The following is a 20727-nucleotide window of genomic DNA, read 5'->3' as shown; positions in this document are numbered from 1 at the left end:
GGCGGCGCCCCCGCCGGCTCCCGGGGCGCCGGCGCCGAGGACGACCACGGCGAAGCGGCCCCGGTCCGCCAGTCCCAGCCGCCCGGCCGCCGCGGCCACACCGCCGGCGGTGCCACCGCCGTCGAGCAGCGTGTCCAGCAGGGCCGCCCGCAGCTCCCGTTCGCGCTCGCCGCGTTCGGCCTCGGTCCGCAGGTACGCCTCCGACGCGGCGTCCGTCATCTGGTCCAGTACGTCCCACAGCACCACCGCCCCCGGCAGCAGCCCCGGAAGCTCCGCCCGGTCGTGCGCGGCAACCGCCTCGGTCAGGCTCTGCCACAGCAGCCGCCCGCCGCGCCGGTAGGTCCGCCGCAAGGAGGCGAGCGGCACCCCCTGTTCGGCGCGCAGGGCGCCGGTGGCGCGGGCGTCGGCCAGCTCGGCCGGCAGCCCCCGGGCACCGCGGACCAGGCCGTCGACGGCCTGGGTCAGGGTGAGGTGGATCCGCTCGCGCAGCTCGGCCCGCCCGAGCCGGGCGGCGTAGGCGGGATCCTCGGCCAGGGTCCGGTCGGCGAGCCGGTCCGCGGCGATCCCGATCCGACGGTCCAGGTCCTCGCGTATCTCCTCGATGATCCGCTCCATGACGGGCAGGGTTGCACGGGCGGGGCCGCGGTGGGGAGGGCCCGGAGGGCGAAGGTCCGCTAGCGTGTGCTGAGCACTGCGTATGCAGTGCTTTGGGAAAGGCCCGTCCACACCCCGTCCACCCGCCCTCCACACCCCAGGGATCCGCGCATGCGACAGAACCCGCAACGCCGAGCCGCCCTGCTCGACGCCGCCATCGAAGTCCTGGCACGCGAGGGCTCCAGGGGGCTGACCCTGCGCGCCGTGGACGCCGAGGCCGCGGTACCGACGGGGACCACCTCCAACTACTTCGCCAACCGGGGCCAGCTGCTGGTGCAGATCCTCCACCGCACCCGTGAACGGCTCGCCCCCGACGCCACCGAACTCGCGGGCCCGCCGGACACGGAGGTACTGCTGCGCCGGCTGCTGGAACGGATGCGCCGCGAGCGCAGCATCCACATCGCCGTGCTGGAGCTGCGGCTGGAGGCCACCCGCAGGCCCGAACTCCAGGAGGAACTGGCGCGGTTCCTCGGCGCCGAACTGGAGGCCAACATCGCCGGGCACCTGGACGCGGGCCTGCCGGGGGACCGGGACGGCGTGCTGCTCCTCTACTTCGCGATGCTCGGCCTGCATCTGGACGACCTCACCCTGCCCACGCTGGCGGCCGCCCACCCGGTCGAGGCCCTCCTCGGGATCATGGTGGAGCGTCTGCTCCCGCAGGGGCCGCCGCCCCCCGCCGCCTGATCGGCCAGAGCCCCCTCCCCGCCGGGCCCGTCCGGACGACCGGGATTCCGCTGCCGACCGTGTATCACTTCCTGCGCCCGCCGTGCCGCGAGGGGTACGTTGAGGGGGGAGGAAGGGTCCTTCCGGCCGGCCGGGGATCCGCCGCCGACGTCGTGATCCGATCCCGGAACGGCCCCCTGATCACACTCTTGATCAGAAACGAACACGATCCGGCCAAGCTGTCACGTGCTACCGCGCATGTTCCAGCGGAAAATGCCAGAACGCCTTTTCGCAGAGTGGAAGTTGAGTAAGTTCCCTTCTTGTCGCGCCGTAGGACCGTGCATTCAGCACGTGCGGCCGGGAGGGGAGCCCGCGTGCCCGGGATCGACGAATGCCTGCTCGAAGCCATGGCCCTGCCGGGTGCGCGCGGGGCCGCGCTGGTCGACTGGAGCAGCGGACTGGCCCTCGGCACCGCAGGGGAGTCGCCCGTCGGAGACCACGAGACCACCGCCGCCGAGACCGCGGAGCTGGCCCGGGCGGCGGCCGAGTACGAGTCGTTCGCCCCCGCGCCGGGCGAGCCGGGCGCGGTCGGCGGACCCGCGGCGGCGGGACCGCCCGTGGAGGACCTCATCGTCACCACGCGCACCGGCTACCACGTGCTCCGCTTCGTCGAGACGAGCTTCGACAGCAGTGTCTTCCTCCACCTCTGGCTCGACCGGACCGACGGCAACCTCGCCCTCGCCCGCCTCAGACTCCGCGCGCTGGCCGAAGGGCTGGTGCTCAGGTGACCACCGCCGTCTCCCCGCTGCTCACCCGGCTCGCCGCCGAACGCGCCACCGGCGCCCTGCTCCGCGACCGCGGGACCCTCTTCCTGGAGGACGGCCGCGTCGTCCACGCCGAGAGTCCCTCCACCCCCGGCCTCGACATCCTCCTCACCACCGGCGGAGGCCTCGCCCCCGAGCGCTGGAAGGAGGCGGTGGACGAGGCCGGAGGCCGCCGTCAGGTCGCCCGCTTCCTCGTGGACAGCGGAGGCCTCGCGGACGGCGAGCTGGAGATCTGCCACCTCGCGGCGATCTTCGACGCCGCCTTCTTCGCGCTCTCACCCGGCAGCGGCCCGTCCCGCTTCCGCCGCGGCGCCACCCACTGGATCGGCTCCGTCCGCTCGGTCCCGGCCGAGGCCGTCGAGCGCGAGACCCGCCGCCGCCGCGAGCTGCTGGACGCGGTGTGGCCGTACCCGCTGCTCGACATATCCCCGGTGGTGCCCCGCCAGGCCGCACCCGGGCAGACGGTCACCGCGCGGCAGCGGATCCTCCTGGGGCAGGCCGACGGCGTGCGCACCCCCGCGGACCTGGCCTGGGTGCTCGGCCGGCCCGCCTTCCACACCTTGCTCGACGTGCGAAGACTCGCGGCCGCCGGGCTCGTGGAGACTCCCCGTACCCGGCCGGTCCCGCTGCCGGCCGCCCCCCTGCCCGACTGGATCACCGAGTCCCAATCCCCGGACGTGGCTCTGCTCCGCCGGTTACGCGACGCACTGGAGGCAAGTCTGTGAGGCTCCCGCTGCGACCGGTTCTGCGAGCCGACCGTTCCGAGCGGAGGCCGCTCGAAGGGAGGAAGGCCGACATGAACACGGCGATGGTGCCCGCCGAGGCCGAAGCCGAGATACTCGCCGAGCTCCGGAGGCTGAGGGCCCGTGTCCCCCAGCTCACCGGAGCCCTGGCCGCGAGCGCCGACGGACTGGTGCTCGCCCAGGACAGTGCCGCCACCGAGGCCGAGTCCGTCGCCGCGCTGACCGCCGCCGCCCTCGGCGTCGCCCAGCGGCTCAGCGACTGCACCGGTCAGGGCGGTTTCCGCGAGCTCCTCGTACGCGGGGAGAACGGCTACGTCGCCACCTACGCCGCCGGCGAGACAGCCGTCCTCACGCTGATCGCGGAGCCGCGCGTCAACGTGGGGCGGCTCCACCTGGAGGCGCGCCGCTCCAGCCTGCGGATCACCGAGCTGATCGACCGCAGCCTCGGCCGGCGGGGCCCCGCGACGCCGCCGGCCCTCGGCCCGGCGGGCCCGCTCTCCTGACCTTCTTCTCTCTTGGCAAACGACAGCACGTAGACCCTCACGCACAACGAACAAGCGACAGCAGAAAGAGGAACCCCCATGGCCAACGTGGAAACCGCCCTCAAGGAAGCCACCACCACCATCGACGGGGCGCTCGGCGCGGCCCTCGTGGACTACGGCAGCGGCATGGCCCTCGGCACCATCGGAGGCAGCAAGGAGCTGGACCTTTCGGTCGCCGCAGCCGGCAACACCGACGTGGTCCGCGCGAAGGTCCGCACGATGGAGATGCTCGGCCTACAGGACGAGATCGAGGACATCCTGATCACTCTCGGCAGTCAGTACCATCTGATCCGGCTGATGAAGGCGAGGGGCTCCAGCGGCTTCTTCCTGTACCTCGCCCTCGACCGGGGACGGGCCAATCTCGCGATGGCGCGGCACCAGCTGAGGAAGATCGAGGCCGAGCTGGAGATCTGAGGCACCCGAGGGGGCCGTGACGGCGCGGTGGCGGGCGGTCGAATTCTTTGCCGTCCGCCCCGGCGGCCCCACTGATATGTCCGGGATGGGCGGACTTTATCATCCTGTTACAGAGTAAGATGCTGTAATCAGCTGATCATTAACTCATCGACAAAGCAAAAAACGCTGGAGAACCCGCCACCCATGCCCCCGCGCCTGAGCATCGTCGTACCTGTCTACAACGTCGAGCTCTACCTCGACGAGTGCCTGGAGTCCATCGCAGCTCAGACGTTCGGCGACTTCGAGGTCGTGATCGTCGACGACGGGTCCACGGACGCGAGCGCCGTCATCGCGAAGAACTTCGCGGAGCGTGACCAGCGGTTCCGGGTGGTCCTCCAGAAGAACGCGGGTCTCGGCGCCGCCCGGAACGTGGGCTTCCGCCACCTTGCCGCGGGCACCGAGTACGTGGCCTTCGTGGACAGCGACGACACCATGCCGCCGCACGCCTACGAGAAGCTGATCGCGGCCCTCGACAAGACCGGATCCGACTTCGCAGGCGGCAACGTCCGCCGCTTCAGATCCGTCGGCATGCAGCAGTCCTGGGGCCACCGGATCGCATTCGCGAACACCCGGCTGAAGACCCACATCTCCAAGTTCCCGGCGCTGGTCACCGACCGCACCGCGTGGAACAAGGTCTACCGGCGCAGCTTCTGGGAAGAACACGGCTTCGCCTACCCGGAGGGCATCCTCTACGAGGACGCCCCCGTCAGCATCCCCGCCCACTACTTCGCCCAGAGCGTCGACGTGATCGGCGACGTCGTCTACCACTGGCGGGTCCGCGAGACCGGTGAGCGCTCCATCACCCAGCGCGCCACCGACCCGGTCTCCCTCACCGACCGCGTGACCTCCGTCCGCCTGGTCCGCGAGGCCCTCCTCGGCAAGCAGGGCGAGAAGTACGCCCGCTACCTGCGCGACTACGACCGCAACGTGCTGAGCGAGGAACTCCCCCTCATCTACAAGTACGTCGGCGAGGCCGGCCCCGAGTTCCGCGCCGCCTTCGTCAAGGAGGTCGGCGGCCTCATCCGGGAGATCGGCACCGAACCCTGGAGCGACCTCACCGTCGCCGACCGGCTCAAGGCCTACCTGGCCCGCGAAGGCCGCGTCGAGGAGTTCATCGCCCTCGTCCAGCACCAGAAGGACTTCACCTACAGCGTTCCGGTCAAGGGACTGGCCCGCCCGCAGGCCGACTACCCCTTCCTCAAGGCGCCCGTCCCGGCCAAGCTCCTCACTCTCGGCCCGCGCGAGCGCCGCGTCGTGAGCCGGGTGGAGCAGGTCGCCTGGAGCGACGGCAAGCTGCTGCTGCGCGGCTACGCCCTGCCCGGCCACATGGGCGCGGAGAGCCGCCTCGGCTCCCGCAAGATGCTGATCTTCCGGGAGAACGGCAAGCGCCGGCGCACCGTCGTCAACACCCGCACCGTCGCCTCCCCGATGGCCACCGTCAACAGCCCGCACCTCGCCCTGCGGCACGCGGACTGGGCGGGCTTCAGCGCCGTCGTCGACCCCACCGTCTTCCAGTCGGGCGGCAAGTGGCGCGAGGGCATATGGTCCACCTCCATCGCCGTCACCGGCGCCGGAGGCCTGCACCGCGCCCGGCTCAAGGGCGGCGAACACGACAGCGGACTCACCCCGCCGGCGTACTGGGCCACCCCCGACGTCCGGATCCTGCCGACCGTCTCCGGCGTCCTCACCGTCCAGGTCGAGATCGTCCGCGCCCGGGTCCTGGACGTCCGCGCCACCGGCGACGACGCCTTGGAACTGACCGGCGAGCTCGCCGCCGAGGCTGGCACCGACGCCACGCTGCAGGCCACGCAGGCCGGCACCACCCTCACCTTCCCGCTCAACACCTCCGCGGCCCGCCCCGGCGGCCGGATTCCCTTCACCGTCACCGTGCCCCTCGCCGTCCTGGGCGACGTACCCGACGGCGGGGGACAGGCCGGCGGATGGCGCCCCCGGCCGTGGAACCTCTCCGTGGTCCGCGCCGACGGCACCCGCCACCCCCTGGCCCACGACGAGCGCGGCGGCTTCACCGGCCTGGTCGTCCCGATCCCCGGCGACGGCGCCGAGCGCACCGTCTTCGCCAAGCGCGGTATGAGCGGCCACCTGATCCTCTCCGTCCAGGCCTCCCCGCCGCTGGTCGACACGGTCACCGCCCATGAGGGCGTCCTCACCCTCGGGGGCACCTTCCGCGCGCCCGCCACCACCGCCGGTGAACCGTACGAACTCGTCCTGCACAACCAGTACGGCATGGAGTTCAGCTACCCCGTCACCCGGGACGGCGACCGCTTCGAGGCCTCCTTCGAGCCCGTGCTTCCCGAGCCCTACGCCGGCCGCACCAGCCTCCCGCAGGGCCGCTGGTGGCCCACGCTGCGCCCGGCGGCCCGCGGCGGATCCACCGCCGGCCTGCTCGGCGTCGACCGCGGAGCGCCCGTCCAGCTCATGGCGCCCGTCCTGACCTCCGGACCGCACGCGATCACCGTCCTCGGCCGCCGCATGCGCGTCGAAGCCCGCCTGCACGACCGGATGGCGCTGGTCTGCGACCCGGTCCTGAGCCCGCACGACCGCTCGCACTACGCCCAGCGCGTCGCCCGCGACGTGACCTACCCCGCGCAGCGCGCCCTGCCGGTCAAGGACATGGTCGTCTACGACACCTTCAAGGGGAACGGCGCCGGTGACTCGCCCCGCGCCGTCCACGAGGAGCTGCTGCGCCGCGGCGAGAAGCTGGAACACGTCTGGCTGGTGCGCGACGGCCGCGCCGAGGTCCCGCCGACCGCGCGCGCCGTCCAGTACGGCAGCATGGAGGCCTGGGACGTGCTGGCCCGGGCCCGCTACTACGTCGTCAACGACAGCGTTCCGCCGACCTTCTCCCGCCGCCCCGGCCAGACCGTCGTACAGACCTGGCACGGGACGCCGCTGAAGCAGATCGGTTACGACTTCATGCACGACTACTACACCAGCCCCGAGGTGCTGGAGGGGCTGCAGCACGACAGCGCCCAGTGGTCGCTGCTGGCCTCCCCCAGCTCGTACGCCACGCCCATCCTCAAGCGGGCCCTCGGCTACCAGGGCGAGGTCATCGAGGCCGGCAGCCCGCGCACCGACGCCCTGGTGCGCCCCGACGCGGCACGGATCGCCGAGGTCAGGCGCCGGCTCGGCCTGCCGGACGGCAAGAAGGTCGTCCTCTACCTGCCCACCTGGCGCGAGAACCGCCTCGGCTGGACCGGCGGGTACAAGCTCGACCTGAGGATCGATCTGGACGCGGCCCGCCGCGAGCTCGGCGAGGACCACGTCCTGCTGGTGCGCGGCCACCACAAGGTGGGCGAACAGGTCCGCGAGGGCGTGCGCGACGGCTTCGTCGTCGACGTCTCCCGCTGGCCCGACACCACCGACCTGCTCCTCGTCGCCGACGTGCTGATCTCGGACTACTCCTCCGCGCTCTTCGACTTCGCGCTGACCGACCGCCCGATCCTGCTGTTCACGTACGACCTGGAGCACTACCGCGACACGCTGCGCGGCTTCACCTTCGATCTGGAGGCCAAGGCCCCCGGTCCGCTCCTGGCGGACTCGCCGAGCCTGATCGCGGCCGTGCGCGACGCCGACGCGGTGGGCGCCGAGTACGCGGGGGCGCGGGCGGCGTTCCGCGCCGAGTTCTGCGACCTGGACGACGGCGGCGCCACCGCGCGCGTCGTGGACCGGATGCTCGGGATGTAGCCCGCACGGGTGAAAGTACGGACCGGTCCCGCGCCCACCGACGAGTTCGGGGCGCGGGACCTGTCTGTAGGTGGGGTACGGCAGCCGCCGCACCCCACCCCCGCGCAGGGAGGCAGTCATGGCCAGTACCGGTTTCACCACGTGCCTGTGGTTCGACGGCGACGCGGAGGCCGCCGCCGACCACTACCTGTCGGTCTTCAAGGACGGCCGGCGCGGCCGGACCGCCCGCTACAACGAGGCCGGGCCCGGCCGGCCCGGTGACGTGATGGTCGTCGAGTTCGAGATCAACGGCCAGAAGTTCATCGGCCTCAACGGCGGCCCCCAGTTCCCCTTCACCGAGGCCATCTCCTTCCAGATCCACTGCCGGGACGAGGCGGAGGCCGACTACTACTGGGACGCCCTGACGAAGGACGGCGGCGAGGAGGGCGCCTGCGGCTGGGTCAAGGACCGCTTCGGCGTGTCCTGGCAGGTCATCCCGCCCGGCGTCATCGACCTGGTGGCCGACCCGGACCCGGTCCGCGCGGCCCGCGCCACCGCCGTGATGATGAAGATGAAGAAACTCGACGCCGGAGCCATGCGCCGGGCCGCCGACGGGGGCTGAACCTCCGGGCGGCCCGCGGGGGGTGGTCGGGTCGTCTCAGCCTGCCGCGATGCGGGCCAGCAGGGACGGGAGGGCGGTGCCGATCGGTTCCCGGACGATCTCGTCGGCCAGGGCGTCGTACGGGGTCTCCTCCGCGTTGACGATGATCAGACGGGCCCCCGCCTCCGCCGCCATCCCGGCCAGCGAGGCGGCGGGCTGGACCTGGAGGGTCGTACCGACGGCGATGAAGACCTGGCAGCCCTTGGCCACGGCCACGGCCTGCGCCAGAACCTCCGGATCGAGCCGTTCCCCGAACATCACGGTCGCCGTCTTCAGGATCCCGCCGCACGCGCGACAGGCCGGATCCGGCTCCCCGGCGGAGACCCGGGCCAGCGCCTCCTCCAGCCCCGTCCGGGCACGGCAGCCGGTGCAGACCACCGACCGGGCCGACCCGTGCAGCTCGAACACCTTGCGCGCCGGCATCCCGGCGAGCTGGTGCAGCCCGTCCACGTTCTGGGTGACCACCCGCACCGGGGTGCCCCCGCGTTCCAGTTCGGCGACGGCCAGGTGCGCCGCGTTGGGACGGGGCGCGGCGGCCCAGACCTCGGCGCGCATCAGCCAGGAGCGCCGACGGATCTCCGGATCGGCCATGTAGTACTCGTAGGTCACGAGCTTCTCGGCGTCGGGCTCACGCCTCCACAGACCCTGCGGCCCCCGGTAGTCCGGGATCCCGGAATCGGTGGACATCCCTGCCCCACTGAACACTGCGACGAGCGGCTTCCCCATGCGCCGACCCTACGCGGGCACCATTGCGGCCCGCGACCCCATTTGCCGGCGTACGGGCCCGGCCCCGCCGACGGGCGTCGGCCGGGATCCTGACGGCCGGTCAGGCCCTGCTGCGGCGCCCCTCGCGGTCTGGTACAACACCGGACATGACGGGATTCGAGATCGGCGGCGCGAGCGCCACCGACATGGAACTGCTGCGCGGCTGGGCCGGGGCGGAAGGCTGGAACCCGGGCGACAGCGACCGTTTCGCCTTCGCGGTGGCCGATCCGGCGGGCTTCCTCATCGGGCGCCTCGACGGGGATCCGGTGGCCTGCGTCTCCGCCGTGCGCTACGGCACCTCGTACGGGTTCATCGGCTTCTACATCGTCCGCCCCGAGCTGCGCGGCCGGGGGTACGGCCTGCGGGTGTGGAACGCGGCGACGGAGCGGCTGGCCGGTCGGCTCACCGGCCTCGACGGCGTGGTCGAGCAGCAGGCCAACTACCGCAAGTCCGGGTTCCGTTCCGCCTGGACGAACATCCGCTTCGAGGGTGTCCCGGAGGCCGGCGGGGAGGACGGTGCCGTGCGGACCGTCGACGCGGCCTCGCTGCCGTTCGACCTGCTCGCCGCCTACGACCGCCGGTTCTTCCCGGCGCCCCGCGACGCGTTCCTCTCCGCCTGGACCGCCCTGCCCGGCCGGACCGCCCTCGCGGCCGTCCGCGACGGGCGGATCGAGGGCCTCGGCGTGGTCCGGCCGTGCGGGGCGGCCTCCCGGATCGGTCCGCTCTACGCGGCCACCCCGGAGGTGGCCGCCGCCCTGGTGCGGGGGCTCGCCGGGTACGCCCCCGGAGGGGAGGTCGCGGTGGACGCGCCCGACGTGAACCCCGCCGCGGCCACCCTGCTGGCCGGGCTCGGGCTGCTCCCGTCGTTCGAGACGGCCCGCATGTACACCGGCCCGGCGCCCGATGTGGAGACGGCCGGACTGTACGGGGTCACCAGTCTCGAACTGGGCTGAGGACCGGGCCGCCGCGGCGCGGGGCCGGACGGCGGTCGCACGGCGCCGCCCGGCGCGCCGGGGGGAGGGGGCCCGGCCGGGACCCGGGGCTCAGATGCCGAACAGCACTCCGGTGCTGGCGTGCAGGCCGCACGGGTTGGCGAACGTATAGGTGTAGCTCAGCCGGCGCCCCTGCCACACGCCGTCGGCGGTGACGGTCACCGGGTCCCACTCCCTGGTGCACCTGACGTTGGGCCGGGGCGCGGTGAGGACGTCCAGGGCGGGGCCGTTCGCCTTCAACTCGGAGCAGGCGGCGGCGGGGGCGGGGTGGGTGCCGCCCGGCCGGGGCGCGCACACCAGCGTCACCGCGCGCAGCACCGTGCCGCGGGCGGCGTCCGGTCCGGCCGTCACGCTGACCACGAGCGCGGACGGCGCGTACATGCTCTGCGCTCCGGACGGAGCCGCGTCGGCGGCTCCGGTGCCGGCCAGCGCGGTGAGGGCGGTGAGCGCCATTGCTCCGGAAGCCAGTCCCAGGCTCCTGGTGATGGACCGCATTTCGAACACTCCTCGGCTCGGTGTTTCGGATAACGGACGGGAGTCTTGCCGATCCGGAGCGTGAACGCCCGTTCGTACCGCTGTTTCTCGTCACCGATCGTGAGCGCATGTGTGCAGTCCGCAGCGACGCCACCCGTCGTGACCTGTGGGGGAGCGGACCGCCGAATCGGCTGAACACACCCCCCGGAAAGGGGTTGGCAGGGCGCTCGCGGAGCGTGGGCCGGTCAGCGGGTGGCCCCCGTGCGGGGGGCGTACAGGTCCAGCAGCCGGGTCCGGGTCTGGTGGAGCCGCACCGCGAGGACCCGTCCGACCCAGTGCCCGACGGCCGAGCCGAAGGCCGGGTCGGCGTCCATGAGCAGCCGTACCGTCTCGCCGTCGAACTCGTAGGCGCGTACCGGGGTCATCGCCTCGGCGCTCAGCTGACACACGTACGGGGGGAACAGCCAGGACCAGCCCACGAGCTCCCCGGGTCCCAGGCTCTCGACGGACGCCGACCGGTGCCGGCCGGGCAGGGGGATCTCCAGGGTCACCGTGCCCGAGCGGACGATCCAGAAGGACCGCGCCGGGGCGCCCTCGTCGAAGAGCCGCGCGCCCTCGGGGAAATTGACCTCGCGCGCGTGGGACATCAGCCGCCCGCGGTGCTCGGCGGACAGGACGGCGGCGATGCGGATGGGGGAAGGTGTGCTCACGACAGCCTCCGATCACGACCCCCCGCAACCTGCTGGTCTCCCCAGTGTCGCCGACCCCGGCCCGGATCACGGCATTCCGCGGCCCGGTGCCGCGGCGGCCGGTACGGTCGGTCGCCCGCCGCCCACCCGGGGTGGCGGCCCCCTGTTCCGGAGCGTCGCCCACGACCCGCCGGAGGAAACCCTTCCGGTGGCGTCCGGCGGCTACTCCTCGGTGTTGGCCTCCAGGCAGGCCAGCTCCATCGCGTCGAGCACCGCCTCGTGGCTGCGCCGGCTCAGCTCCGCGACGTTCTCGATCTGCGCGGTCGCCCAGGCGGCCAGCGTCATCACCAGCACGCGCAGCCCGTCGGTGCCGTGCTCGGCGAGGATCGCGTCCGCGACGACCATGGCCTCCTCCGGTACCTGCTCCGGGGGCTCCAGCCCGGCGAGCCCGCGCAGCATCGCGAGGGTGCGGCGGGAAATCTCCGGTGTCATCCTCGCCAGCCGCATGTCTTCTTCGTCGTCCATCAGCCCCACCCTCCGGTACGCGCGCCCGTCCCCTGGGTGCACCGTAGGGGGAGGCGGGCCCGCGCGGGGCGGTTTTGCCGGGCCGGGCCCGTGGGGAGGGGTGGAGCGGACCCGCCCGGGTTGACGGCTTCCGGGCTCCGGAGCGGGGCCGCCGAAGCCTTCCCTGTGGCGCGACCGGCCGGTAACTTGTGCGCCGCAGCCGCCCGGACCCGGGGCGGCCGGAGCCGGCTGGAGCCGACATGAAGAGCCTTCTACGGGTGGTGCTGAGCGTGCTGCTCCTGGCGGGCGGGGCCCTTCCGGCCGTCGCCGCGCCCGCGCCCCCGCCCGAGCCGTCGGCCGCGCCCCTCGCGGCCGCCGACGCCGCCTGGACGCCCCCGCTCTCGACCCGGGGCCGCTACATAGTGGACGCCCGGGGCGAGCGCTTCCGCCTGCGCTCGGGCAACTGGGACGGCGCCCAGGGCTCCTGGAACGGCTCCGGCGACCGGAACGACCCGGCCACCCACCACGCGGGCCAGGACTCCCACGGAATACCGCTCGGCCTGGACCGGGTCGCACTGCCCGCCCTGCTCGCCGACTTCCGCGCGCTCGGACTCAACAGCGTCCGGCTGCCCTTCTCCAACGAGATGCTGCACACGACCGCTCCCGTCCCGGACTCCGCCGTCGCCGCCAACCCGGCCCTGCGCGGCCGCACCCCGCTCCAGGTCTACGACGCCGTCGTGAGCGCCCTCACCGACGCCGGGTTCGCCGTCATCCTGAACAACCACACCGGCACCACCCGCTGGTGCTGCGGCCTCGACGGCAACGAGCGCTGGAACAGCGGCCGTTCCACCGCCCAATGGGCCGACGACTGGGTCTTCCTGGCCCGCCGCTACCGCGACAATCCGCGCGTGGTCGGCGCCGACCTCTACAACGAGGTCCGCCGAGACACCTGGGACGACCCCAACTGGGGCCTGGGCGACGCCCACGACTGGCAGGCAGCCTCCCAGGAGGCCGCCGACCGGATCCTCACCGAGGCCAACCCGAACCTGCTCATCGTCATCGAGGGCATCAACTGGACCGGCATCCCCCTCGACGGCTTCGCGCACGGCCGGCCCACCCTCAGCCCCGTCCGCACCCTCTCCCACACCCTCGTGGTCTCCAACAAGCTGGTGTACTCGGCCCACTTCTACGGGTACACCGGCCCCCACCACAGCGGCGCGACCGGCCTCGGCGAGACCCACGACCCCCGCTACCAGGACATGACCCCCGCCCAACTCCGGCAGACCCTCTACGAACAGGCCTTCTTCGTCTCCGCCGAGACGGGCACCCACTTCACCGCCCCCGTCTGGATCAGCGAGTTCGGCATCGGCGCGGACGAGACCGCAGCCGCCCCGCGCGCCTGGTTCCAGAACTTCACCGGCGAGCTCGCCGCCTCCGACGCCGACTTCGCCTACTGGCCCCTCGTCGGCTGGAGCACCACCGCACAGGGGGCTCCGGGCGGCGACAGCTGGGCGATGCTCCGCTACGACGCCACCGGCCGCCGCACCGGGGTCCTCGACGCCGCCGACTGGCGCACCGCCCCCTGGACGGCCCTCGCCACCGCCCCCGGCCGCACCGGGCCGGTCCCCGCCGCCCCCGCCTGGTACCAGCTGGACACCTCCCACCGCGACCACGTCGCCTCGCTGCGCACCCGCGCGGCCGGGGACTGGGACGTCGGCGCCCGCAAGGCGGTCTGCCCCGACGGCGCCCTCCTGGCGGGCCTGAGCCACACGGGCGGGTACGGCCTGTGCTCCACCTCGGACCTGCGCGCCCCGTCCGGCGGCCAGACGGTGGTCCGTGACGAGACGTACGTCCCGGCGGGCGGCGACTGGGCCGGCGGCTACACCAAGTTCCAGTGCCCGGCGGGCCAGTTCCTCATCGGGTACAGCGAGCGGGGCGAGCGGGTCTCGGCGGCCCTGTGCGCCCCGGCCCGCACCGCGCCGGCGACGGCCGGCGGGCGCACGGTGTGGTTCGACCGCGGGGACAACCGGCCGGCGGGCGCCGCGGGCGGCGACTTCGCCTCCGGGCACTACAAGGGGCAGTGCCTGCCGACCGAGTACGCGGCGGGCATCGCCTTCACCACGCGCGTCGGCTCCCGCCCCTCCCCGGCGGCCCTCCTGTGCCGGGCCCTCCCGGCCGCCTGACCGCACCCCGTCCGGGGGCCTCGGCCCCCGGACGGCCCCGCCGCGCGGAGCAGCCGGGCCGTCTCCGCGTGCCCGCCGAGCGAGGCCGCCCCGACGAGCGGGCCGGACGCCCGCTCGCGCTCGCGCCGGTTCACACCTGCCCGAGCAGGTCGGGCAGTTCGCGCATGTCGGTGAAGACCGTCGTGCCGGGTCCCGCCAAGGCTTCGGCGGAGGTCAGGCCGCCCGCGTAGCCCAGGGAGCGCATGCCGGCCGCGCGGGCCGCCTCGACGCCCGGCCGGCTGTCCTCCACGACCACGCAGGCCGACGGCTCGACCCCCATGCGGGCGGCGGCGTGGAGGAAGAGGTCCGGTGCCGGCTTGCCGCGCGGCACCTCGGTGGCGCTGTGGATGCGGCCCGCGAAACGGTCGTAGAGGCCGGTGCGGCCCAGGGTGTGCCGCATCTTCTCGTGGGATCCGCTGGAGGCGACGCAGGTCCGCAGGGTGATCCGGTCGAGCGCCTCGGGCAGGCCGTCGACCGGGGTGAGGCCCGCGTCCACGGCCTCGGCGTGCATGCGGGCGAAGGAGTCGTCCCACTCGCGGGCCGTCGCGTCCCCGAGCCGGGCGGCCACCTGTTCCCGTACGGAGGCACTGGAGCGGCCTATGAAGCGGCGCACCACCTCGTCCTCGGTGAGCGGCCAGCCGAGCCGCTCACCGAGAGCCACCTGTACGCGGGCGGCGATGCGCTCGCTGTCGACGAGCACCCCGTCGCAGTCGAAGATCACCAGCTGGACGGGTCCGTTCGCAACGATCATGCTGGAAGGCTAGGCCACGCACGGTGCGGTCAGGTACCGGCCCTGCACTTGAGCTTGAAGGTCGCCGAGTCCGACGCCTTGCCGGCGGTGAGCTGGGCGAAGACCGAAGGCTGGTTCGTCGACGGAGCGGCGCGGGGGGTGGACTTCACGGTGAAGGGGGCCGCCGCGGTGTCCGGGGCGGTGAACTTCGCCGTCGGGGAACTCGTCTTGCCGTTGCTGCCCGTCCAGGAGAGCTCGACGTCACCGGTGCCCGTACCCGTGATCTGGCCCGTGAAGGTGATGCTCTGCGCCACCGAGCAGTCCACCTCGGGACTGGTCGCCGGAGCCGACACGTTCACGTCCGTGACGTGAACCGCCGTCGTGGTCGTCCTGGCCGGCTTGCTGCAGGGGACCACCAGCTTGCCCTGGTTGCGCCCCTGGGTCTTCGCGGTCGCGGTGTAGGTGCCCTTCGGGACGTCCTCGTTCGTCTTCGAACCCTGCCCGTCGGTGATGAGGGTGAACTTCGCCGGGCCGGAGAGGTTGACGTTCTGGTTGGGCCTGAAGCCGGTCAGTACGAGGTCGAACTCCTGGGGATTGGTATTGGGCGCCGCCACCAGTGCGCAGGTCGCCTGGGGGGCCGCAGCGGGCGCGGACGACGCCACCGCGGCCTGGGCCGTCGTGCACGGGATGGCGACGGCGGACACCAGGAGCGGGGTGAGGAGTGCGTAACGAGCGTGCCGAATCATGCGTTCCCTCCTCGGAGTGGGAACATCAGGTCGATGAGCGGACGCCTCGGCGGCTCGCACCGTCGGCGCGACCGTGTGCCGGGCCTCGCGGGATACGGTCCCCTTCCGGGCGGTCCCGGGGCCTGGACGTCCTGTTTCACCCTATCCCGGGGGCCGGGCCGCAGCACCCCGAGCAGCTGGGCCCCTCCGCTCGGTTCGGCATCCGATGGGTCAAGTCGGATGACCGGTACGCCGATTCGTCCTAGGGTGCGCCCGTACGCACGGCCGTCGCCCGTCCGCCGGGACCGGCCGTACGTCGGTGTCCCGCGCCTCCCGCGCGGCGCACGCGCAGCGCAGTACCCACGCACACCGATCTGGGGGGTCCATGCGTAGATCCAGAGGGCTGGCAGCCGCTCTCGCCCTGTCCCTGGCCGGCTCCGGCGCGGCCGTGGGCCTCGGCCTCGTACCGCGGGCGGCGGCCATCACCCCGCCCGTCGCCTTCACCGCCGATCCGCTGCCCACCTGGCAGCCCAACGGGGTCGTCTGGGCCCTGGCCGAGGCCGGCGGCACGGTCTTCGTCGGCGGCACCTTCTCCACCGTGCGCCCGCCCGCGGGCGGCGGGGGCGCCGAGCGGTCGGCGGTGAACTTCGCGGCCTTCGACGCCGCGACAGGCGCCCCCACTTCCTGCGACCTGTCGTTCACCATCGGCAGCGGCACCGCCACCGTCCGCGCGCTCACGCTCTCCCCGGACAAGAAGACGCTCTACGCCGGCGGCTACTTCGGTGCGGTCAACGGCACCCCGGTCTCCAGCATCGCCGCCATCGACGTGGCGACCTGCACCGTGAACCAGTCCTTCCGCCCCGCCTTCGCGGCCACCGTCCGCGCCATCGCCGTCACCGACGACACCGTCTACGCGGGCGGCGACTTCCTCACCGTCGCCGGTCAGCCCCGCCAGCGCTTCGCGGCGGTCGGCGCGGCCGACGGAGCGCTGCGCCCCTTCAGGGCCGACGCCGACGACCCGGGCCGCGCCGTGGAGGTCACCCCGGACGGAAGAAACGTTCTTCTCGGTGGGGACTTCTTCACCGTCAACGGTACGAACACCCACGCCCTGGCCGTCGTCGACGCCGCCAGCGGGGCCCTCGCCAAGACCTACCCGGGCTTCATCGAGACCAACTCCGTGGTCAAGGACATCGCCACCGACGCCACCGGCTTCTACACCGCCAACGAAGGCACCGGCGGCGGCGTCTTCGACGGCCGCATCGCCCTGAACCTGTCCGACTTCAACCAGCGCTGGCGCGACACCTGCCTGGGTGCCACCCAGGCCGTCCTGCCGTACCGGAACGTGCTCTACAGCGCCTCGCACGCGCACGACTGCTCCAGCGTCGGCGAGTACCCCGACGGCCAGCGCCACCACCTCCTCGCCCAGCCGACCACCGGCGTCGGCAAGCTGGGCTGGGCCCCCGACACCAACGACGGCATCGGCGAGGGCATCGGCCCGCGGGTGATGACCGTCGGCGCCAAGGCGGGCACGCCCTACCTGTGGGTCGGCGGCGAGTTCACCACCGTCAACGGCGCGGCGCAGCAGAGCCTGACGCACTTCTCCTCCACCGACGACACGGGCGCGCCCACCACCCCCGTGGCGAGCGCGGCGGCCTTCCGGCCCGGCGAGGTCCAGGTGCGCTGGCGCACCAGCCTCGACCTGGACGACAGCGCCCTGACGTACCGGATCTACCGCAACGGCGCGGCCACCCCGATCGGCACGGTCACCGCGGACTCGCTGTTCTTCAAGCGCCCGCAGGCCTCCTGGACCGACACCACCGCCCAGGCCGGCCAGTCCTACACCTACCGGGTCACGGCGACGGACGCCGCGGGGAACGTCAGCGCCCCCTCGGGCACCGTGAGCGTGACGGTCCCGACGTCGGCGGACGCGTACCCGAGCCAGGTCCGCGCGGACGGCGCCCAGCTCTACTGGCGCTACGACGAATCGTCCCTGCCGTACGTCGCGGACTCCTCCGACGGCAACCAGGCGGGCGTGCACCAGAACGCCCCGGCGCTGCGCCAGTCCCCGGGGGCGGTCGGCGGCGCGAGCACGGCGATCGGCTTCAACGGCACGAACGCCCACGTCTACGGGGACCGCCGGCAGAGCGTCGGCAGCACCTACAGCGTCGAGACCTGGTTCAGGACGGGCACCACCCAGGGCGGGAAACTGGTCGGCTTCGGCAACCAGCAGATCAACGGCAGCAGTCAGTACGACAAGCACGTCTACATGACCGATGACGGCCGGCTGGTCTACGGCGTCTACACCGGCGCCACCCGCACCATCACCACCGCCGCCTCCTACAACGACGACAAGTGGCACCACGTCGTCGCCACCCAGGGCCCCGGCGGGATGACCCTGTACGTGGACGGGGCGCAGAAGGGCACGCTGAACGTCACCACGCACGAGAACTTCACCGGCTACTGGCGGGTCGGCTTCGACGGCCTCGGCGGCTGGCCGGACCGTCCCACCAGCGAGCACTTCGCGGGTCTGATCGACGAGACCGCCGTCTACCCGGTCGTCCTGAGCGCGGCGCAGGTGCAGCACCACTACACCCTCGCCTCCGCCCCGGCCGACACGGTCGTCCAGCTCGCCGCGTCCGAGGACACGTACGCCAACGCGGGCGCCCCGGACGGCAATTACGGCACCTCCGGCTCCCTCGCGGTGCGCGGGACCTCCCTGTACGCGAGCTACCTGCGCTTCGCGCTGCCCGCCGCGCCCGCCGGGACGGTGCTCAAGTCGGCCACGCTGAGCGTGAAGACGAGCACCATGGCGGGCGCCGGGACCACGGACACCGTCTCGGTGGTCCCGGTGACCGGAGCGTGGTCGGAGGCCGGGACCACGTACAACAACCGTCCGGGCCTGGGCGCCACGGCGCTCGGCGCCTTCCCCGGCGTCCCCGACGGGTCGGCGGTCCACACCGCCGGACTGGACACGGCGGCCGTCGCGGGCGCGCTCGGCGGCTCCTACGCCCTGGCGCTCACCAGCGCCGGGACGGACGCGCTGTGGCTGTGGTCCTCGGAAGCCGCCGCGAACGAGGGGACGCCGCGGCTGACGCTGACCTTCGGCGCGCCGTAGCACCGGGACGGTCGCGACGGCAGGGGGCGCGGACCCGTCGGGGTCCGCGCCCCTCCGCGTGGGCCCGCCCGTGCGCGCACCCGTCGGGTCCGCGGTCAGCCCGCGGGCCCGTCCGTGGGCCGGTGTGCGGGCCGGTGCGCGGGCTCCACCTCCAGGAAGCGCCGGCCCCGCGGGCCCCGGTACAGCAGGCATTCCCAGCCGTGCCGTTCCAGCTCCGCCGCGCAGGCCGTCAGCCGCTCCCGCTCCTCCTGCGCCGCCCCGCCCCCGGGCGGCCCCGGCCAGCTCACCTCGACCCGGCCCGTGCCGGTCCCGGCCGGCGCCACCCGGTAGCCCGACCGGCAGCGCCGCCCCAGGCCGTCCACCGCCGACGGCGGGAACCCTGCCGCCTCCAGCACCAGGGCCACCGCGCGCGGCATCAGCCGCAGCTCCCACGGCGCGGGCACGTCCTCCCGGCCCCCGAGCAGGCGCCGGATCCGCAGCAGCCCCTCGTACGCGGTGCGCAGCTCGGCCGCCCGCGCCGGGCCGCCGTCGGCCTCCGGGCCGTCGCCGCCCGCGGGCTCGAAGCCCCGCTCCCGCTCCGCGTCCGGCACCCCGCACCACCCCTTCTGAGCACATCGTGCGCAACGGCCTGAGTATGCGCGCCGATTCCCCGCCGCGACGCCGCTGCTGGAATGACGGCATGACATCGGCGACCGCCCCCGACCCCGCCCCCGCGACCCACCCCCGCCTGCGGCAGGTGGGCGCGGCGGGCTCCGCGCTGGCCCTGGCCCTGGTGCCGCTCGTCGTGGGCGTGCTCGTGGCCAAGGGGTTGGCCGCCGACCCGCACGCCCCGGTCAACGCCCTGATCAGTGGCGGCGGCCAGCGCGCCGGGCTGCCGCGCGCCGAATGGCGCCGCCGCGGCCACGACACGGTGCGACGGCTGCGGACCGTCCGCCGGGAAACGGTCCGCCGCTGCGCCGACGCCCGCGGCCGGCACCGTCCGGCCGCCTGAGCGCGGCCGCCGGCCGGTCGCGGGCCCCGGTCTGGGCCGCGATGCGCCGGTCGAGGACCGCGAGGCGGTCCGGCGCCACCCGCAGGCCCTCGTCCGAGGGAGGCGCCGCTGCCACGTCCCCGTCGAGGCAGGGCAGGCGTGAGTCCCGCGTCCGGCAGCGAGGGGCAGCGGGGTGATCCGGTCGTGCCCGGCGGCGGCGAAGGCACGGGCCGTGACCCGGCCCCCGATGTCAGGGCAGCAGCGGCTCCTGGAGTTCGGTGACCCACCGGTCCCGGTCCTCGGGGCAGTCCAGGTTCAGCTCGCGCGCGTATCCGGACGAGCGGTGGCCGTTCGCGTCGATCCACCGGGCCAGGGCCTGCGCCGTCGGCAGCACCCCGTCCATCGGGCCGCGGTGCACCACGGTCGCCGCCCGCTCGACCCCGGGCAGTTCGACGATCCGCACCCCGCCGCCCAGGTCCTCGGCACGGACGGCCGGGGCGACCGGGAGCCCGGCGTGCACCAGGACGGATCCCGGCTCGCCGCCGGGAGCGGGCTCGTAGTGGGCCAGGCCCGGACCCGTCGGGACCACCCCGGCGCGCTCGATCCGGGAGCACAGGTCCTCGTACAACGGGCCGATGACCGGCCCGATGTCCTGCGGGGCGTAGCTGGCGGCGACCCCGGTCAGTTCCGCCAGGCGGACCGGCGGCAGGCTCTTCACGACGATCTCTTCGGTGGGCATGGTTCCCTCGTTCTCGATGGACCGGAGCCTCGTCTCGACCTGCGTGAGCCGGGCGGCGGCCTCGGCCGCGGCGCTCTCCAGCTCCGCGCGGCGCAGCCGCAGCATCCCGCGCAGCTCCTGCGCGCTCACCTTCGCGTCGAGGATCGTCCCCACCTGTTCCAGGCTGAAGCCGAGCTCCTTGAGCGCGATGACGCGGTTGAGGCGGGCGAGCTGCCCGGCCTCGTAGGACCGGTAGCCGGTCACGGGGTCGACACGGGCGGGACGCAGCAGTCCGAGGGCGTCGTAGTGACGCAACATACGGACCGACACCCGGCCGTGCTTGGCGAAATCTCCGATGCTGAACATGACGTGCTCCAGTGGACGGCCTGACACGGTGTGAGGGTCAAGTCTCCCCGGGGGTCCCGGGCGAACCCCCTGGTGGGGGCCCGTCCGCGGGAGGCGGGTCCGTGTCAGTGTCCGTACTGGCGTACGCACAGGTCGACGACCGACGGCGGGAGCGAGCCCTCCGCCGCGGCGCACAGCTCCTCCCCGCGCGGCGTCCGCGGCGCCGCCGGCCGGGGCACGTGCGGCGGCGCGGG

Annotated in this window: 19 protein-coding genes and 2 pseudogenes; 11 read left to right on the top strand and 10 right to left on the bottom strand. The window is 73.7% G+C overall.

The window, feature by feature from the left end:
• Positions 1–615: pseudogene (locus ACEPPI_RS33635) on the bottom strand (hypothetical protein); the annotation flags it as partial.
• Positions 616–765: 150 nt separating this feature from the next.
• On the opposite strand from ACEPPI_RS33635, the gene ACEPPI_RS33630 reads away from it, so the two are divergent.
• From ACEPPI_RS33630 to ACEPPI_RS33600, 7 genes are all read left to right on the top strand, one after another.
• Complete coding sequence (locus tag ACEPPI_RS33630; RefSeq protein WP_373919057.1) at positions 766–1338, top strand: TetR/AcrR family transcriptional regulator; 573 nt, start codon at positions 766–768, stop codon at positions 1336–1338.
• Between the two features lie 353 nt (positions 1339–1691).
• Positions 1692–2105 (top strand): hypothetical protein, encoded by a 414-nt coding sequence (locus tag ACEPPI_RS33625; protein ID WP_266836806.1) that lies wholly within the window; start codon positions 1692–1694, stop codon positions 2103–2105.
• A complete protein-coding gene (locus ACEPPI_RS33620) occupies positions 2102–2866 on the top strand; it encodes a transcriptional regulator (RefSeq protein WP_373919056.1) in 765 nt (254 codons plus the stop codon). The genes ACEPPI_RS33625 and ACEPPI_RS33620 overlap by 4 nt, the downstream gene beginning before the upstream one ends.
• A 71-nt stretch (positions 2867–2937) precedes the next feature.
• A complete protein-coding gene (locus ACEPPI_RS33615) occupies positions 2938–3387 on the top strand; it encodes a roadblock/LC7 domain-containing protein (RefSeq protein WP_373919055.1) in 450 nt (149 codons plus the stop codon).
• Between the two features lie 78 nt (positions 3388–3465).
• On the top strand, positions 3466–3840 hold the full coding sequence (locus ACEPPI_RS33610) for a hypothetical protein (protein ID WP_373919054.1): 375 nt from the start codon (positions 3466–3468) through the stop codon (positions 3838–3840).
• 183 nt (positions 3841–4023) lie between these two features.
• Positions 4024–7584 carry a CDP-glycerol glycerophosphotransferase family protein gene (locus tag ACEPPI_RS33605; RefSeq protein ID WP_373919053.1) on the top strand — a complete coding sequence of 1187 codons (3561 nt, stop codon included), beginning with the start codon at positions 4024–4026 and terminating at the stop codon, positions 7582–7584.
• A 118-nt stretch (positions 7585–7702) separates the two neighbouring features.
• Positions 7703–8185: a VOC family protein gene (locus ACEPPI_RS33600; protein WP_373919052.1), complete on the top strand. Its 483-nt coding sequence runs from the start codon at positions 7703–7705 to the stop codon at positions 8183–8185.
• A 36-nt stretch (positions 8186–8221) separates the two neighbouring features.
• On the opposite strand, the gene ACEPPI_RS33595 is transcribed toward ACEPPI_RS33600, so the two are convergent.
• Positions 8222–8950, bottom strand: coding sequence for an NAD-dependent deacetylase (locus ACEPPI_RS33595; protein ID WP_373919051.1), 729 nt, complete (start codon positions 8948–8950; stop codon positions 8222–8224).
• 146 nt (positions 8951–9096) lie between these two features.
• Between ACEPPI_RS33595 and ACEPPI_RS33590 the strand changes: the two genes are divergently transcribed.
• Complete coding sequence (locus ACEPPI_RS33590) at positions 9097–9942, top strand: GNAT family N-acetyltransferase (protein WP_373919050.1); 846 nt, start codon at positions 9097–9099, stop codon at positions 9940–9942.
• A 90-nt stretch (positions 9943–10032) separates the two neighbouring features.
• Here ACEPPI_RS33590 and ACEPPI_RS33585 read toward each other — a convergent pair whose 3' ends face one another.
• The 3 genes from ACEPPI_RS33585 to ACEPPI_RS33575 form a co-directional block, all read right to left on the bottom strand.
• Complete coding sequence (locus ACEPPI_RS33585) at positions 10033–10476, bottom strand: subtilase-type protease inhibitor (protein WP_373919049.1); 444 nt, start codon at positions 10474–10476, stop codon at positions 10033–10035.
• Positions 10477–10700: 224 nt separating this feature from the next.
• Positions 10701–11165 (bottom strand): Crp/Fnr family transcriptional regulator, encoded by a 465-nt coding sequence (locus ACEPPI_RS33580; RefSeq protein WP_373919048.1) that lies wholly within the window; start codon positions 11163–11165, stop codon positions 10701–10703.
• A 201-nt stretch (positions 11166–11366) separates the two neighbouring features.
• A complete protein-coding gene (locus ACEPPI_RS33575) occupies positions 11367–11669 on the bottom strand; it encodes a hypothetical protein (RefSeq protein ID WP_359938130.1) in 303 nt (100 codons plus the stop codon).
• A gap of 239 nt (positions 11670–11908) precedes the next feature.
• Here ACEPPI_RS33575 and ACEPPI_RS33570 point away from each other — a divergent pair, with 239 nt between their 5' ends.
• Positions 11909–13831, top strand: coding sequence for a glycoside hydrolase family 5 protein (locus ACEPPI_RS33570; RefSeq protein WP_373919047.1), 1923 nt, complete (start codon positions 11909–11911; stop codon positions 13829–13831).
• Positions 13832–13961: 130 nt separating this feature from the next.
• On the opposite strand, the gene ACEPPI_RS33565 is transcribed toward ACEPPI_RS33570, so the two are convergent.
• Positions 13962–14621, bottom strand: coding sequence for an HAD family hydrolase (locus ACEPPI_RS33565; protein ID WP_373919046.1), 660 nt, complete (start codon positions 14619–14621; stop codon positions 13962–13964).
• A 29-nt stretch (positions 14622–14650) separates the two neighbouring features.
• The gene (locus ACEPPI_RS33560) at positions 14651–15346 is read right to left on the bottom strand and encodes a hypothetical protein (RefSeq protein WP_373919045.1); all 696 of its coding nucleotides are present in this window, start codon (positions 15344–15346) and stop codon (positions 14651–14653) included.
• A 364-nt stretch (positions 15347–15710) separates the two neighbouring features.
• On the opposite strand from ACEPPI_RS33560, the gene ACEPPI_RS33555 reads away from it, so the two are divergent.
• Complete coding sequence (locus ACEPPI_RS33555; protein WP_373919044.1) at positions 15711–18440, top strand: DNRLRE domain-containing protein; 2730 nt, start codon at positions 15711–15713, stop codon at positions 18438–18440.
• A gap of 95 nt (positions 18441–18535) precedes the next feature.
• Here ACEPPI_RS33555 and ACEPPI_RS33550 read toward each other — a convergent pair whose 3' ends face one another.
• Positions 18536–19030, bottom strand: a complete 495-nt coding sequence (locus ACEPPI_RS33550; protein ID WP_373919043.1) for a hypothetical protein — start codon at positions 19028–19030, stop codon at positions 18536–18538.
• Between the two features lie 89 nt (positions 19031–19119).
• Here ACEPPI_RS33550 and ACEPPI_RS33545 point away from each other — a divergent pair, with 89 nt between their 5' ends.
• Positions 19120–19431, top strand: coding sequence for a hypothetical protein (locus ACEPPI_RS33545; protein ID WP_373919042.1), 312 nt, complete (start codon positions 19120–19122; stop codon positions 19429–19431).
• Here the strand turns inward: ACEPPI_RS33545 and ACEPPI_RS33540 are convergent.
• Both ACEPPI_RS33540 and ACEPPI_RS33535 read right to left on the bottom strand, forming a co-directional pair.
• Positions 19415–19567 (bottom strand): annotated as a pseudogene (locus tag ACEPPI_RS33540) (MerR family transcriptional regulator); the annotation flags it as partial. The gene ACEPPI_RS33545 and the pseudogene ACEPPI_RS33540 overlap by 17 nt on opposite strands.
• Positions 19568–19660: 93 nt before the next feature.
• Positions 19661–20494 carry a MerR family transcriptional regulator gene (locus ACEPPI_RS33535; RefSeq protein ID WP_373919058.1) on the bottom strand — a complete coding sequence of 278 codons (834 nt, stop codon included), beginning with the start codon at positions 20492–20494 and terminating at the stop codon, positions 19661–19663.
• Between the last annotated feature and the right edge of the window lie 233 nt (positions 20495–20727).

Origin of the sequence: Streptomyces sp. AB3(2024), from assembly GCF_041862025.1 — a bacterium.
In the GTDB taxonomy this organism is placed as follows: domain Bacteria; phylum Actinomycetota; class Actinomycetes; order Streptomycetales; family Streptomycetaceae; genus Streptomyces.
Note: the sequence above shows the minus strand (reverse complement) of the source record. Positions and strands in the feature narration are given on the sequence as shown.